15 protein-coding genes and 1 pseudogene are annotated in these 14,177 nt (G+C 71.3%); 7 read left to right on the top strand and 9 right to left on the bottom strand.

The window, feature by feature from the left end; translation table 11 throughout:
* The first annotated feature begins 59 nt into the window (after positions 1–59).
* Together ACFV9M_RS33265 and ACFV9M_RS33260 are read left to right on the top strand one after the other, a co-directional pair.
* Entirely contained in the window at positions 60–491 is a 432-nt protein-coding gene (locus tag ACFV9M_RS33265; protein ID WP_385071824.1) for a YybH family protein, read from the top strand.
* 146 nt (positions 492–637) lie between these two features.
* Entirely contained in the window at positions 638–2,086 is a 1,449-nt protein-coding gene (locus ACFV9M_RS33260; protein ID WP_385071826.1) for a gamma-aminobutyraldehyde dehydrogenase, read from the top strand.
* 390 nt (positions 2,087–2,476) lie between these two features.
* Here the strand turns inward: ACFV9M_RS33260 and ACFV9M_RS33255 are convergent, their stop codons facing one another.
* Genes ACFV9M_RS33255 through ACFV9M_RS33240 form a run of 4 tightly spaced genes read right to left on the bottom strand, consistent with a single transcriptional unit; the run spans position 2,477 to position 7,302 of the window.
* Entirely contained in the window at positions 2,477–3,619 is a 1,143-nt protein-coding gene (locus tag ACFV9M_RS33255) for an XdhC family protein (RefSeq protein WP_385071829.1), read from the bottom strand.
* Positions 3,612–5,744: a xanthine dehydrogenase family protein molybdopterin-binding subunit gene (locus ACFV9M_RS33250; RefSeq protein ID WP_385071832.1), complete on the bottom strand. Its 2,133-nt coding sequence runs from the start codon at positions 5,742–5,744 to the stop codon at positions 3,612–3,614. Before ACFV9M_RS33250 ends, ACFV9M_RS33255 begins: the two co-directional genes overlap by 8 nt.
* The gene (locus ACFV9M_RS33245) at positions 5,741–6,733 is read right to left on the bottom strand and encodes an FAD binding domain-containing protein (RefSeq protein WP_385071835.1); all 993 of its coding nucleotides are present in this window, start codon (positions 6,731–6,733) and stop codon (positions 5,741–5,743) included. The genes ACFV9M_RS33250 and ACFV9M_RS33245 overlap by 4 nt, the downstream gene beginning before the upstream one ends.
* Positions 6,730–7,302, bottom strand: a complete 573-nt coding sequence (locus ACFV9M_RS33240) for a 2Fe-2S iron-sulfur cluster-binding protein (protein ID WP_385071838.1) — start codon at positions 7,300–7,302, stop codon at positions 6,730–6,732. The genes ACFV9M_RS33245 and ACFV9M_RS33240 overlap by 4 nt, the downstream gene beginning before the upstream one ends.
* Before the next feature lie 268 nt (positions 7,303–7,570).
* On the opposite strand from ACFV9M_RS33240, the gene ACFV9M_RS33235 reads away from it, so the two are divergent.
* The 3 genes from ACFV9M_RS33235 (at position 7,571) to pcp (ending at position 9,643) form a co-directional block, all read left to right on the top strand.
* Positions 7,571–8,146, top strand: coding sequence for a TetR/AcrR family transcriptional regulator (locus tag ACFV9M_RS33235; RefSeq protein ID WP_385071841.1), 576 nt, complete (start codon positions 7,571–7,573; stop codon positions 8,144–8,146).
* Between the two features lie 500 nt (positions 8,147–8,646).
* The gene (locus ACFV9M_RS33230) at positions 8,647–8,949 is read left to right on the top strand and encodes a hypothetical protein (protein WP_385071843.1); all 303 of its coding nucleotides are present in this window, start codon (positions 8,647–8,649) and stop codon (positions 8,947–8,949) included.
* A gap of 43 nt (positions 8,950–8,992) precedes the next feature.
* Positions 8,993–9,643 (top strand): pyroglutamyl-peptidase I, encoded by a 651-nt coding sequence (gene pcp / locus ACFV9M_RS33225; protein ID WP_385071845.1) that lies wholly within the window; start codon positions 8,993–8,995, stop codon positions 9,641–9,643.
* 216 nt (positions 9,644–9,859) lie between these two features.
* Here the strand turns inward: pcp and ACFV9M_RS33220 are convergent, their stop codons facing one another.
* Both ACFV9M_RS33220 and ACFV9M_RS33215 read right to left on the bottom strand, forming a co-directional pair.
* A complete protein-coding gene (locus ACFV9M_RS33220) occupies positions 9,860–10,381 on the bottom strand; it encodes an RICIN domain-containing protein (RefSeq protein WP_385071848.1) in 522 nt (173 codons plus the stop codon).
* Positions 10,382–10,784: 403 nt separating this feature from the next.
* The gene (locus ACFV9M_RS33215; RefSeq protein ID WP_385071851.1) at positions 10,785–10,994 is read right to left on the bottom strand and encodes a hypothetical protein; all 210 of its coding nucleotides are present in this window, start codon (positions 10,992–10,994) and stop codon (positions 10,785–10,787) included.
* Positions 10,995–11,003: 9 nt separating this feature from the next.
* Between ACFV9M_RS33215 and ACFV9M_RS33210 the strand changes: the two are divergent.
* Positions 11,004–11,171 (top strand): annotated as a pseudogene (locus ACFV9M_RS33210) (antibiotic biosynthesis monooxygenase); the annotation flags it as partial.
* Here ACFV9M_RS33210 and ACFV9M_RS33205 read toward each other — a convergent pair.
* The 3 genes from ACFV9M_RS33205 to ACFV9M_RS33195 form a co-directional block, all read right to left on the bottom strand.
* Positions 11,117–11,344 (bottom strand): hypothetical protein, encoded by a 228-nt coding sequence (locus ACFV9M_RS33205; protein WP_385071923.1) that lies wholly within the window; start codon positions 11,342–11,344, stop codon positions 11,117–11,119. The pseudogene ACFV9M_RS33210 and the gene ACFV9M_RS33205 sit on opposite strands and share 55 nt — an antisense overlap.
* Before the next feature lie 383 nt (positions 11,345–11,727).
* Complete coding sequence (locus ACFV9M_RS33200; RefSeq protein WP_385071854.1) at positions 11,728–12,660, bottom strand: alpha/beta fold hydrolase; 933 nt, start codon at positions 12,658–12,660, stop codon at positions 11,728–11,730.
* Positions 12,653–12,910 (bottom strand): hypothetical protein, encoded by a 258-nt coding sequence (locus ACFV9M_RS33195; protein WP_385071857.1) that lies wholly within the window; start codon positions 12,908–12,910, stop codon positions 12,653–12,655. Before ACFV9M_RS33195 ends, ACFV9M_RS33200 begins: the two co-directional genes overlap by 8 nt.
* 103 nt (positions 12,911–13,013) lie before the next feature.
* Between ACFV9M_RS33195 and ACFV9M_RS33190 the strand changes: the two genes are divergently transcribed.
* The gene (locus tag ACFV9M_RS33190) at positions 13,014–13,604 is read left to right on the top strand and encodes a TetR/AcrR family transcriptional regulator (RefSeq protein WP_385071917.1); all 591 of its coding nucleotides are present in this window, start codon (positions 13,014–13,016) and stop codon (positions 13,602–13,604) included.
* Positions 13,605–14,177 lie beyond the last annotated feature (573 nt).

The following is a 14,177-nucleotide window of genomic DNA, read 5'->3' as shown; positions in this document are numbered from 1 at the left end:
CCCGCCGCCCCGCCGCCGGGGTCCCCACGCATGTACGACACCGGGCAAAGGAGCCCCCCATGACCGAAGAAGTCCTGCGCGCCGCCGACGAACTGGTGGCCGCCTTCGCCGAGGGCCGGCTGGACGACTACTTCGCCGCCTTCGACCCGGACGCCACCTTCGTCTTCCACACCACCCCGGAGCGGATCGCCTCCACGGCCGACTACCGCGCCCTGTGGGAGCGGTGGGTCGCCGAGGACGGCTTCCGGATCGTGGACTGCGTCTCCTCCGGCCAGGTCGTCCAGTGCTTCGGCGACACCGCCGTCTTCAGCCACGATGTGGCGACCACGGTGAGCACCACGGCCGGCACCGAGTCCCTCTCCGAGCGCGAGACGATCGTCTTCCGCCGCGCCGGGCAGGGCCGCTGGCTGGCCGTCCACGAGCATCTGTCGCCCGCCCACGAACATCTGTCGCCCGCCCACGAGCATCTGTCGCCCGCCGCGGCGGCCTGACGCCATCCGGCGCCGAAGGCCCCGGCGCACCGCGAGCAAGGAACACCCCCACCACCCCGGCCCCCGCACCACCAGGGCCCGGGGCGACGGAACACCCCGCACCGGCCGTGTCACCCGCCGGGGGCGGACGAAAGAGGAAACAGGTCATGAGCGAGCTTCTTGCGCTGCGCAACCACATCGACGGCGCGTACGTGGACGCGGCCGACGGCCGCCGTCTCGACGTGGTCGACCCGGTCACCGGCGAGGTGTACGCCCAGGCGTCGCTGTCCGGCGCGGCGGACGTGGACGCGGCGATGGCCGCGGCGGCACGCGCCTTCCCTGTCTGGCGGGACGCCACCCCCGCGACCCGGCAGCGGCTGCTGCTGCGGATCGCCGACGCGGTGGAGGCCCGGGCCGGCGACCTCGCCGACGCCGAGTGCCGCGACACCGGCAAGCCGCGCGCGCTGACCCTCACCGAGGAGATCGCCCCGGTCGTCGACACCATCCGGTTCTTCGCGGGCGCGGCCCGGATGCTGGAGGGCCGCTCGGCCGGCGAGTACACCGAGGGCATGACCTCGATCGTCCGGCGGGAGCCGGTCGGGGTGTGCGCGCAGGTGGCGCCGTGGAACTACCCGCTGATGATGGCGGTGTGGAAGTTCGCGCCGGCCGTCGCGGCCGGCAACACCGTGGTGCTGAAGCCGTCCGACACCACCCCCGCCTCCACCGTGCTGCTGGCCGGGATCGTCGGCGAGGTGCTGCGCGAGCTGGACCTGCCGGCCGGGGTGTTCAACGTGGTCTGCGGCGACCGGGACACCGGCCGTCTGATGGTGGAGCACCCGGTGCCCGCCATGGCCGCGATCACCGGCTCGGTGCGGGCCGGCATGGAGGTCGCCGCCTCGGCGGCCCGGGACGTCAAGCGGGTCCACCTGGAGCTGGGCGGCAAGGCGCCGGCGCTGGTCTTCGCGGACGCCGACCTCACCGCCGCCGCCGAGGGCATCGCCGCGGGAGGCTACTTCAACGCCGGCCAGGACTGCACCGCCGCGACCCGGGTGCTGGTGCACGCCTCGGTGCACGACGCGTTCGTCACCGAGCTGACCAAGGCCGCCGAGGCCCTGCGCACCGGGGGCGGCACGGACGACGAGGACATGTTCTTCGGTCCGCTGAACAACGCGGACCAGCTGGCCCGGGTGGCCGGGTTCGTCGAGCGGCTGCCCGAGCACGCCACCGTCGCGACCGGCGGCCACCAGGTGGGCGGGCGCGGCTACTTCTACGCCCCGACCGTGGTGACCGGGGTGCGCCAGGACGACGAGATCGTCCAGAACGAGGTGTTCGGCCCCGTCGTCACCGTGCAGTCCTTCACCGACGAGGAGGAGGCCCTCGCCTGCGCCAACGGCGTGGAGTTCGCGCTGGCCTCCTCCGTCTGGACCCGCGACCACGCCCGCGCGATGCGGATGTCCCGGGCCCTGGACTTCGGGTGCGTGTGGATCAACACCCACATGACGCTGGTCTCGGAGATGCCGCACGGGGGCTACAAGAAGTCCGGCTACGGCAAGGACCTCTCCGCCTACGGCTTCGAGGACTACACCCGGATCAAGCACGTCATGACCGCGCTCTGACACATCCCGGTACGCCCCCGCCTGCGCCCGCCTCAGCCCTCCTCCCACAGGGTGATGGGCGCGGCGCGGCGCACGGCCCCGTCGTCCTCGTCGAGGTGCACGGTCGCCGGGGCGGGGCGCGCGAGGGCCCCAGCCAGTCACACGACGGGTAGGCGGCGAGGCTGTGGCGGCCCAGGCGCACTGATCGTTCGAGAAGGGTGATCGTCGACGGGCGGTACACCGACCCGCGGCCGTGGCTCGGGCCCGGCGGCTGACGGCCCACGTGCCGTACGCGTGAGGCGGTGGCCCCGTCCGGACATAGTTTCCGGGCAGGGCCACCACGGGGTACAGGACCTCAGGCCGCCACCACGGGGTACGGGGGCTCAGGCCGCCGCCACGGGGTACGGGGGCTCAGGCCGCCGCCACGGCCGTCCGCTCCGCCCCGTCCCGGTGGATCGGCGTGCCCGATCCGGTCAGCGGCAGCCCCGTGCCGCCCCGCCGGACCGCGACGATCTCCGCCGCGATGGACAGGGCGGTCTCCTCCGGCGTGCGGGCGCCGAGGTCGAGCCCGATCGGCGAGTGCAGCCGGGCCAGCTCCGTCTCGGTCAGGCCCACTTCGCGCAGTCGCCGGTCGCGGTCCTCGTGCGTGCGGCGCGAACCCATCGCGCCGACGAACGCCACCGGCAGCCGCAGGGCCGTCTCCAGCAGGGGCACGTCGAACTTGGCGTCGTGGGTGAGCACGCACAGCACGGTGCGCGCGTCGGTCGGCGTGCTCCGCAGATAGCGGTGCGGCCAGTCGACCACGACGTCGTCCGCCTCGGGGAAGCGGGCCGGGGTGGCGAAGACCGGCCGGGCGTCGCACACGGTCACCCTGTATCCCAGGAACTTCCCCGCGCGGACGAGCGCCGCGGCGAAGTCCACCGCGCCGAACACGATCATGCGCGGCGGCGGCACGCTCGACTCGACGAACAGGGTGAGACCGCCGGGGCAGTGCGATCCGTCCTCCGAGAGGCCGACCGTGCCGGTGCGGCCCGCCTCCAGCAGGGCGTGCGCCTCGGCCGCCGCGGTGCGGTCCAGGTGCGGGTGACCGCCCAGCGCGCCCTCGTACGAGCCGTCGGGGCGCACGAGCAGGGCGCGGCCCAGGAGGCCGGCCGGGCCCCGGACCACCCGGGCCAGAGCCGCCGGCCCGCCCCGGGCGGCGGACGCCAGCGCCGCGGCGAACACCGCCCTGACGGGTGCCTGCGCGGCAACCGGGGTGACCATCACCTCGACGGTCCCGCCGCAGGTCAGTCCGACCGCGAAGGCGTCCTCGTCGCTGTAGCCGAACCGTTCGGTCACCGTACGGCCGTCCTCCAGCGCCCGGAGGCAGAGGTCGTACACCGCTCCCTCCACGCAGCCGCCGGAGACCGAGCCGATCACTGTGCCGTCGCTGTCGACGGCGAGGGCGGCGCCGGGGCCGCGCGGCGCGCTGCCGTCGATGGTGACGACGGTGGCCACCGCGAAGTCCCTGCCCTGAGCGACCCAGCGTTCCAGTTCCTTTGCGAGGTCAAGCATCCGGCGCTCCGCCGGCGGCCCGCAGGACGCGGTCGGGCCGGATGGGCAGGTCCCGGTGGCGTACGCCGGTCGCGTGCCAGACGGCGTTGGCGACGGCGGCCGCGGCGCCCACGATGCCGATCTCGCCGACGCCCTTGATGCCGACCGGGTCGTCCGGGTCGACGTCGTCCACCCAGTCGGCCTCGACGTGGGCCACGTCGGCGTGCGCGGCGAAGTGGTAGCCGGCGAGGTCGGCGCCGACGTGGGCACCCAGGTTGCCGTCGCGGACGGCTTCTTCGTGCAGGGCCATGGAGATGCCCCAGATCATGCCGCCGACGAGCTGGTTGCGTGCCGTGAGCGGGTTGACGATGCGTCCGGCCGCGAAGATGCCGAGCATGCGCCGCACGCGCACCTCGCCGGTCGTGACGTCCACGGCGACCTCGGCGAACTGCGCCCCGTAGGAGTGCCGTTCCCCGGGCGGCAGCGCGTCGACGGCGGCGGAGGTGTCCGAGCGCGCCGTGATGCCCTCCGGCGGTACGGTGTCGCCCAGGGCGAGCCGCTCCCGCAGCTCGCGTGCGGCGACCTCGACCGCCCACGCCCAGGAGCGGGTGCCCATGGAGCCGCCCGCGATCATCGCCGGGCCGAAGTCGCTGTCGCCGATCCGCACCCGGACGCGGTCCTGCGTGGTGGCCAGGGCATCGGCTGCGATCAGGGTGAGCGCGGTGCGCGCGCCGGTGCCGATGTCCGCGGCGGCGATCCGCACGGTGAAGGTGCCGTCGGCCTCGGCAGTCACGGCCGCCGTGGAGGGTGCGGCCCCTGCGCCGAAGGAGGCCGCCGCGGTACCGGTGCCGAGCAGCCAGCGTCCGTCCCGGCGCAGGCCGGGGCGCGGGTCCCGGTCTGCCCAGCCGAAGCGGCGGGCGCCCTCCCGGAAGCAGGCGACCAGGTTGCGGCTGCCGAACGGCAGTCCGGAGACGGGTCCCTTGTCGGGCTCGTTGCGCACGCGCAGTTCGATCGGGTCGACGCCGCACTTCTCGGCGAGTTCGTCGAGGGCGGCCTCCAGCGCGTACGAGCCCGACGCCTCGCCCGGCGCGCGCATCCATGTGGGGGTCGGCACGTCGAGGCGTACGACCCGGTTGGCGGTGTGGTGGGCGTCGGCGTCGTACATCACCCGGGCCACCCCGGCGCTCGGCTCGACGAACTCGTGCACCGTGGAGGTGACGCTGAGCGAGGTGTGCTCCAGGGCGCGCAGCCGTCCGTCCGCGTCGACGCCCAGCCTGACCCGCTGCACGGTGGGGCTGCGGTGGCCGGCCAGTGAGAACATCTGGCGGCGCGTCATGACGAGCCGGACCGGGCGCCGCAGGACGGTCGCGGCCATCACCGCGCCCACCTGGTGCGCGCGCACGCCCTTGCTGCCGAAGCCGCCGCCGACGTGCTCGGAGCGCACCCGCACCGAGGAGGGGTCGAGCGAGAACATCTGGGCCAGCTCGTTCTGGACCCAGGTGGTGCCCTGGTTGGAGTCGACGACCTCGAGCCGGCCGTCGTCCCACCGGGCGGTCGCCCCGTGCGGCTCCATCGGGTTGTGGTGTTCCTCCGGCGTGGTGTACTCGGCGTCCAGGACGACGGCGGACGCGGCGAGCTGTGCCTCCAGGTCCCCCTTCTCCGTCACCGCCGGCATGTGACCGTCCACTGGGTAGGCGTCCGGGTGGTCCCCGGTGAAGGCGACGTCGTGCGGCTCCTGTTCGTAGTGCACGACCAGCGTCTCCGCCGCCTCTCTGGCCTGTTCGGGCGTCTCCGCGACGACCAGGGCCACCGGCCAGCCCGCGTGCGGCACGCGGTCGTGCTGGAAGAGGGCGGCGGTCAGGTCGGGGCGGCCGAGCATGCCGACGTAGTCGGTCTCCACGCGCGGGGCGTTGCCGTGGTGCAGGACGGTGAGCACCCCGGGCATGCGCAGGACGGGGCCGTCCTCCACGGAGCGGATCCGGCCGCGGGCGACGGTGGAGAGCACCAGCCAGCCGTGGGCGAGCCCGGCGAAGGAGATCTCGCCCGCGTAACGGGCGGCTCCGGTGACCTTGTCCCGGCCCTCCACCCGGGTGTGCGCGGTACCGACGGCGGCGTGCGCGGTCGTGGCCGCGGTGGTGGTGGTCATCGGGCGGCCTCCTCGGTGAGTTCGCTGAGCACGGCGACCACGAGGTTGCGCATCAGTGTCACCTTGTACGCGTTGTGGGGCAGTGGCCGGGCGGCGGCCAGTTCGGCGTCCGCGGCGGCGGCGAAGGTCGCGGTGTCGGCCGGTGCGCCGGTGAGCACGCGCTCGGCGGCCGTGGCGCGCCAGGGCCGGGACGCGACCGCCCCGAGGGCCAGGCGCGCCTCCCGTACGACGCCGTCGCGGACGTCGAGCGCGGCGGCGACCGAGCCGATGGCGAACGCGTAACTGGCGCGCTCGCGCACCTTGCGGTAGCGCGAGTGCGCGGCCACGGGGGCGGGCGGCAGCGTCACGCTGGTGATCAGCGCCCCCGGCGGCAGGGCGGTCTCCCGGTGCGGGGTGTCGCCCACGGGCAGGTAGAACGCGCCGATCGGGGTCTCGCCGGGCCCGTCGGCGGTCTCGTAGGAGACGACGGCGTCGAAGGCGGTCAGTGCCACGCCGAGGTCCGAGGGGTGCACGGCCACGCAGTGCTCGGAGGCGCCCAGGACGGCGTGGTTGTGGTGCTCACCCCTGACGGCGGGGCAGCCGCTGCCGGGGACTCGCTTGTTGCACGGCTTGGTGGTGTCGGTGAAGTAGCCGCAGCGGGTGCGCTGGAGAAGGTTCCCGCCGACCGTGGCCATGTTGCGCAGCTGCCCGGAGGCACCGGCGAGCACGGCCTGCGCCAGCGCCGGGTAGCGGCGCCGGACCTCGGGGTGGGCGGCGAGGTCGCTGTTGGTGACGGTCGCGCCGACGCGCAGCCCGCCGTCCCGCGCCGGCTCGATGTCGTCCAGCGGCAGTTCGCGGATGTCGACGAGGCGGCCGGGCCGCTCCACGCCGGTCTTCATCAGGTCGACGAGGTTGGTGCCGCCGCCGACGAACCGCGCGTCCGGATCGGCGTCGAGCAGCGCCACCGCGCCGGCGACGTCGTGCGCGCGCTGGTAGCCGAACTCCCTCATACCGCGCTCTCCTCACCGGCAGCGACGCGCTCGTCGGCCGCGGCCGCCCGGGCGACCGCCCGGACGATCGACACATACGCGCCGCAGCGGCACAGGTTGCCGCTCATCCGCTCGCGGATCTCCTCGTCGGTCAGCGGTGGCGGCCCGGCCTCGGGGCGGACGTCGTCGGTGGCGGCGCTCGGCCAGCCCGCGGCGTGCTCCTCGATCACGGCGATGGCCGAACAGATCTGGCCCGGCGTGCAGTAGCCGCACTGGTAGCCGTCCAGGTCGAGGAACGTCTGCTGCACGGGGTGCAGCCGGTCGCCGTCGGCGACCCCTTCGATGGTGGTGATCTCTCGGCCCTCGGCCGCCACCGCGAGCTGTAAACAGGAGACGGCCCGGCGGCCGTCGATCAGTACGGTGCAGGCACCGCACTGTCCCTGGTCGCAGCCTTTCTTGGTGCCGGTCAGGTCGAGGTGCTCGCGCAGCGCGTCGAGCAGGGTGGTGCGGTGGTCGACGGAGAGCGCGTGCTTCTCGCCGTTGATGTTCAGGGTGACGGCGCTGTACGTCGATGTGGTGGGCGGGGCCATGATCAGCCTTCTTTCGCATGTCCGGAGCGCGTCGGCGGGACGGTCCGGCGGGCGTGAACCTGGGCGGGGTGGCGCTGTACGGGGCGGTGCCGGCTTGTCATCATGCGGACACGGGGTAGGAACCCCGGGGCGGTCGTCACCGGCCCGGATCACGTCTACCCCTACTAGACCCAACTAAGCGGACAGCTGTCCGCTACCGGGAGACCGTAGCGGACAGCTGTCCGCTCAGCAAGGCCGGGTTCCGGAACCGGGCTGACGAGGAGGACGAGTGCGGCAGAAGAAGGACGCGCCTCTGCGCTCGGATGCGCAGCGCAACCGCGAGCGCATCCTGGAAGTGGCCCTGGCCGAACTGACGCGTTGCGCGGACGCCCCGTTGAGCCTGATCGCCAAGACGGCGGGCGTCGGACAGGGCACGTTCTACCGCAACTTCCCCAACCGCGAGGCCCTGGTCCTGGAGGTCTACCGCCACGAGATGCAGCAGGTCGCCGACTCCGCGGCCCAACTGCTCCAGAACCGGGAGCCGGACCGCGCCCTGCGGGAGTGGATGGACCACCTCGCCCGGTTCGCCATGGCCAAGGCCGGCCTCGCGGACGCCATCCGCCAGGTCACCAGCGCCCCGGGGAGCCCGGAGAAACCGGCCCCCACCCCAGTGGCCGACGCGGCCGAGGCCCTGTTGCGGGCCGGCGAGGAAGCCGGCACCATCCGCCCGGGAGTGACCGGCGACGACTTCCTCCTGCTCATCGCCGGCCTCTGGATGATCGATCCGGGCGGCGAGTGGCAGCCGCGGGTCACCCGGCTCCTGGACCTCGTCATGGCCGGCCTGCGGACGGGAGCACCCTCGTAGGGCTCGGCCAGGCTCGCGATCGCATCGGGCGGGTATGCCACGGCGGCAGGTGAGGCAGGCTTCGGTGAGCAGGCTTCGACGAGGCAGGGTTCGGGAGATGCCGAGGTGATCACCGCGATGCGGGTGTGCCCGGCATCCTTGAACCAGGCCGCCACGCTCCGCTCGATGAACATCTGTACCGCGGCCTTCTCCGTCCGTCTCGCCGTTCTCGTCGCTGTTGGCGAGGACGACCTCAAGCCCGTCGGCAGGCGGATCACCCGCCTGCGCTGCCGCTTCCAGCTCCTGGGAGAAGTTCGCTTCCGCCAGCGCCACAGCCGATCTCCATTCCCCCATGACTTCGGACTTCGGTACAAGCACGCCGCCCCCGCAACGAGTGCCCGCCGTCCCTGCGGTCTACCCCGTCGGGACATCCACTCGGGCGAACAGGCGGTAGAGCAGGCAAAGCGAAGCAGGCAAACGGGGATCAATCGCACTGAAGCGCGAACCGAGAGGACCGTACCGTGCGCAGATTCCTCGCCGTCGTCGGCGTCACCCTCACCACCGCTGTCCTCGGCCCCGGCTGTCTGCCTGCCGCGGCCGCCGCCGGCACCGGCGCAGCCACCGGCACTCTGGTCGTCAACGGCGTCCCGCACACCGACCCGCACGGCTGCTACCCGTCGAACGGCTTCTTCGTGTCCCTTGTCAACCGCACGGACCGGACGGCCTACGTCTACCCGAACGGCGGCTGCTTCGGCCATTACGAGGGCTGGGTACTGCCCGGCGGCCAGGCCACCATGAACGGCTCCTCCGTCTACATCGACTAGTCCCAGACGACAGCCCGCCACTCCGCCAGCGAAGGACGTTCACATGACCCGTGTATTGGTGACAGGGTTCGAGCCGTTCGCCCAGGACACCTACAACCCCTCCTGGGCCGCGGCCCAGCTCCTCCAGGACAATCCCCCGGACGGCACGGAGGTGACGGCCGTGAAACTCCCCTGTGTCTTCGGCGAGTCGCTGAAAGTGCTGCGAGAGGCCGTGCTGGATTCGGACCCGGCGCTCGTCGTGTCGCTCGGCCTCTCCCCTCGCGACAACATCTCGGTCGAGCGCGTCGCCATCAACATCAACGACTGCCCCATTCCCGACAATGCCGGCCGCCAGCCGGTCGACGAGCCCATCGTCCCCGACGGCCCTGCCGCCTACTTCTCCACCCTTCCTATCAAGCGGTGTGTCACGGAGGTGCAGAAGCAGACCGGACTGAGGTCCGTGGTCTCCCAGACCGCCGGGACGTTCGTGTGCAATCACGTCTTCTACGGCCTGATGCACCTGCTGGCCGCCGAGGGCAAGCGGCGGCGCGGCGGCTTCGTGCACATCCCGCACACCCCGGAGATGCCCGCTGCCGCCAACCACTTCGTCCCCTCACTCCCGGTGGAGGACACGGCCAAGGGCCTGCGTGTCGTTCTGTCGACCGCGCTGGCCCACGACACGGACATCGCTGTCACCGCCGGCTCGACCCACTGACCTCACGAACGCGCCGCCCGCGCCCGGACCGGCACCCCGAGCGGGCCCCCGTCGCGTCGGGAAGAGAGTCCGCCCCCGTATGGCTTCCTCAAGGCCGGACGGGCCGTCGTGGGCAGCCCTGAGTGCAGTTCAGCGAGCAGCCCCGCTCGAAGACGAGTCGGGGCTGCCGGCTGTGGCGAGGCGGTCAAGGAGCCACTCGGGAGCGGGACGGTCGGCTTACAGGCCGTCGATGGACCACCAGACCTTCTCGGCGTTGCTGTTCGGCTCGAGAACGACGACTTCCCCGAGGTTGTTGCCGTAGTACGGGGTCATGATCTGGCGCGCGGAACGGCTGTAGATCTTGTACGCGCCGTCGAGGGGCCGCTGGGTGAGCTGCCACTGGAACTCCAGGCCGGTTCCGCAGGTTCCCTCGGTGACCCGTGGCTTGTTGAACCAGGTGGCGCCGGGCTTGAGGCACATGCCGGTCTTGGTGTTGCGGATGATGTAGATGAAGCCGGCGACGGGCTCGAACTCCCACTGGTCGGCTCCGAGCGTCTGGCCGCGGTCCCAGACGTAGTGCACCCATCCGTCCTGGAAACCGTCGCCCCAGTTGTGCGGCAGCAGACTGCCGCCGGTCTTGATGTTGACGATGTGGGTGTCCAGGGGCTGCGCGTGGGCGGTGGTGGCGGTTGCGGCTGAACCGAGCAGCGCACCGAGCATGCCGAGGACGAGAAGGAGTCGGGTCAGGAGGCGATGCATGGGAGGTCCTTCCTGTGGTGCGATCCGCCGCCGGGCCGGTCGCAGTTGCGCCGCCCGGACAAGCGAGGAACGCCCCATAGCGCAGCGCACCCGACTGAACCTTGAAAGTGAGAAGCGGACAGGTCTGGCCAATCCGACGCAGCGGGTTTCGAGCACCCTTCCCCCCACCGCTCCACCGCCGTCTCACCGCCAGTGCACCCTCCTCAGACACACACGCGCTCCTCGGCCTCACCCGCCCCTCCTGTCATGACCGAAAGCATCCCGCCGCGCATTGCCCGCTCACCCTCTTCGGGAGTGAACCAACGGGCGGGATATTGACGCCTCAGCGAGCACGACAATCCCTCGGGGCGCCCGGCCGACACCCCGGACAGCCAGCAGTTGATCGTTTCCGCGGTGACCCGCTTCACCGCCCAGGCGAGACGACCGGCCCGCGACCCGCGGCGGCCTCGGCCTCCTGTTCGTACTGCCGGCGCAGCACCCGCTCCGCGACCGCGAGTTCCTCACGCTCGGCGTCCACCTCGGCCAACTGCTCGGCCAACTGCTCGGCCGGCGACTCGGCAAGCTCGTCCAGGTCGTGCCATGACTCGATCCTTTCATGAAATCGAGTCTCCATTCGAGCCGGGGCGGTTCAATCACCGTCGGGTACTTCCGCGACGCCGACGCGCTCACGGAGTGGCGGTGCAATGCCGAGCACCGCGCGGCGCAGAAGCGCGGGCAAGCCCAGTGGTACCAGAGCTACACGCTGCATGTGGCGAAAGTGGAGCGGAGCCACAGGTTCACGCAAGCGTAGGTCCTGCAGAGCCCGACAGCAGCCTGACCAACCGACGTCACCTCCTGGTCCGGCAAGTGCCGTCGAAGCTCGAGCGGCTGGTCGAGCGCGGGATTCTGGTCGAGACCGAACAAGGGGTTGTTCACCCAGCCGCGGCCATAGCCGCCCAGCGAGCCCGCGACCAGCCTGTCCACCCCAACCGAAGGTACAGATCGGCACGGGCGGCAGCCCGGTGGGCCCGGTGCTGTTCACGCTCCTGATGGGGCGCGGGCGAACCGGAGCAGCGATGGGGGTTGGGTGGCGGAACGAACACGGCCAGCTTCGCGGATCTCGAAGGGTAGAGAAAATCCATGATCCACAGGGGCGTGTTCGCCTGCTTTCAGGGCTCACCACCGACGTCGACCAACAAGCTGGGACGAGTCGGGCAAACACCGGGTTGGAGCGGCCTTGCGCGACGAGTTCGGCGACGCTTATCACCCGCAGAGCGGGACCAGGCGAAGTCGCAGTACTGCGATGCTGGACAACTGAGTCGGTCAGGGGTGCGGGTGCCGGTCCTCACACTTGCTTTCGCCCGGTCTCAATCGTCTTCGGTGATGAAGTCGGTCAGCGCGGCGGCGACGGCATCGGGCTGTTCATCGGGGATGAAGTGTCCTGCGTCCGGCACGACGATCCCGGTGGCGTGGTCGGCCCACGGCCTGATGGAAGCTGCCATGTCGGGGATGGAGCCGTGGCTGCTGGAGATCCCAAGGATCGGGACCGTCAGGCGCTGTTGTTCCAGCGCTTCGTGGTTCTTCCGCGCCGACTCGGCGGCGTCCCGGTAGTAGGCCAGGGACGCACGGAGACCGCCGCCGGCGGCCACGGACGCGGCGTATTGCTCGATTTCGGCGTCGTCGAAGGTGTCGGAGGAGAGCGTCTTGACTTTCAGGAACCAGCCGACGTACTCCCGTTCACGGCCAGCGAGCAGTGTCTCGGGCAGGTCGGGCACGAGGTGGAAGGCGAAGTGCCAGGTCTTCCACGCCTGCTCGGGGTCGGTCGGGATGGCGTCAGGGAGTGTGATGCCCGGGATGCCGGCGTCGAGCAGCGCCAGGCCACGCAGCCGGCTCTGGTACTTCAAGGCGAGGGAAAAGGCGACCCACGCGCCGATGTCGTGGGCGACCAGCCAGTATGTCGAGACTCCGAGCGCCTTGACCGCGGCGTGGACGTGCGCAGCGGCCGTGTGCGTGTCGTAGCTGATGTCCGGGCGTTCGGAGTGGCCCTGGCCCGGCAGGTCGATCGCGATGACTTGGAATCGGTCGGCCAGGTTCGGCATCACCTTGCGCCATGCCCACCAGGTCTGAGGGAACCCGGCGAGCAGCACGATGGCTGGACCGTCCGGCTGACCGCCTTCCACCGCGTGAAGCCGGACGCCGTCCGCGTCGACCCAACGGTGGGTGAAACCGGCCAGGTCGGGCAGCGGCAGGTCGCGGACCGGGTTGCCGGAGTCGCGGGGGGTGCTTGCGGGGTCATTCATGGTTCTCCTCCACTGGTGCGAGGTGTGTTGACGGTCCGCTGAAGGTGTCAGGTGTGCTGGTTGATTCGGTGCGTCGGCCTAGGGCCAGGCCCACGAGCACGTCGGTAACGCTCAGACCGTGTCGGAACAGCGTTCCGACCGCCGCGCCGGCGAAGACAGTGCCGACGATGAAAAGCGACGCGGAGTGGGTCCACAGCGCGGCCTCAATGACGATCATCCCCGCGGCCAGGAGGGCCGTCCCGATGTCCATGCCTTCACCCTAACCCGTCTTGAACTGATTAGTCCAAGATGGGATGATGGTCTCCACGATGATGGTCTCCACCAAGAAGGCGGAGCAGGAGGGAGGTGCCGGCATGGCGGGCAAGAAGCAGTTCGACATCGCAACGGCGCTCGATGCCGCGATGATCCAGTTCTGGCGGGCCGGCTACACGGACACGTCGGTGGACGACCTGTCCCGGGCGACCGGGCTCAACCGCAGCTCCATCTACTCCTCCCTCGGCGACAAGGACACGCTCTTCACGCGCTGCCTGGAGCGCTACACCACGCGCTACGGAGACAAGTACGACGCCGCGTTGTCCTGCGCCGCCGACCGGCCTCTGGCAGCCGCGCGGGCGTTCTTCGACATCACCCTGGAACGCATCGCGGACCCCGGTCTGCCCGACGGATGCCTGGTGGCCCAAACCGTCATGGCGACCCCAGTGCTGAGCGCGAGCGTCGCGGCGCGTGCACGGGAGGCGATCGGCTTCCAGCACACCCGGCTACGCGCCGCGCTGAAGGCCGGCCGACTGCACGACGAGGCGGCCGAGTCCTTCGCGACCCACCTTGCGGCCGTGAACCAGTCCCTCGCCGTCATGAGCAGAGCCGGAACGAGCACGGAGCAGCTGCGCGCCATCGTCGACGTGACCCTCGACGCACTTGCGCAGACTCTCGGCACGAGCGACTGAGATGTGTCCGGCGAAGCGGACTTCGCCGTCTGCCTGAGCAGAACCCGCCGTGCGTCAGGGTGCGCGTCAAGGCTCCGGTGTTTGCCCGGCTCGTCCCAGCTTGTCGGTCGACGTCGGTGGTGGGCCCTGGAAGCAGGCGAACACGAGCCCTGTGGATCATGGAGTTCCCTGCCCTTCGAGATCCGCGAAGAAGGTGGCCGTGTTCGTTCCACCACCCATCCCCCATCGCTGCTCCGGTTCGCCCGCGCCCCATCAGGAGCGGGAACAGCGCCGGGTCCACGGCATCACCCTGGTCTGGCGTGAGATCGGTGCGAAGACGAATGAGATCCCCGAGTTCGCACACCTGTCCCCCACACCGGCCAGGTTCTGCGCATCCAGCGCAGATGCCGCCTGTACAGGGCGAAGAAGTGGTCCAGCCAGACCGGTCCGCGACGTCGTCTTCGGAGAAAGGAGCGGATCGCGGAACTACCCGCGCAGCTGCCGGAGTTCCACCGCACCGAGGGGATCCGCATCACCCGCAAGACGCTGCTGGAGCTTCCCGAGCCGACCCCGGCAGGTGTGCGAGGCGAGGGA

The organism is Streptomyces sp. NPDC059895 (assembly GCF_042731035.1).
Taxonomy (GTDB): domain Bacteria; phylum Actinomycetota; class Actinomycetes; order Streptomycetales; family Streptomycetaceae; genus Streptomyces.
The sequence above is the reverse complement of the archived record's forward strand: the minus strand, read 5'-3'. Positions and strand labels throughout refer to the sequence as shown.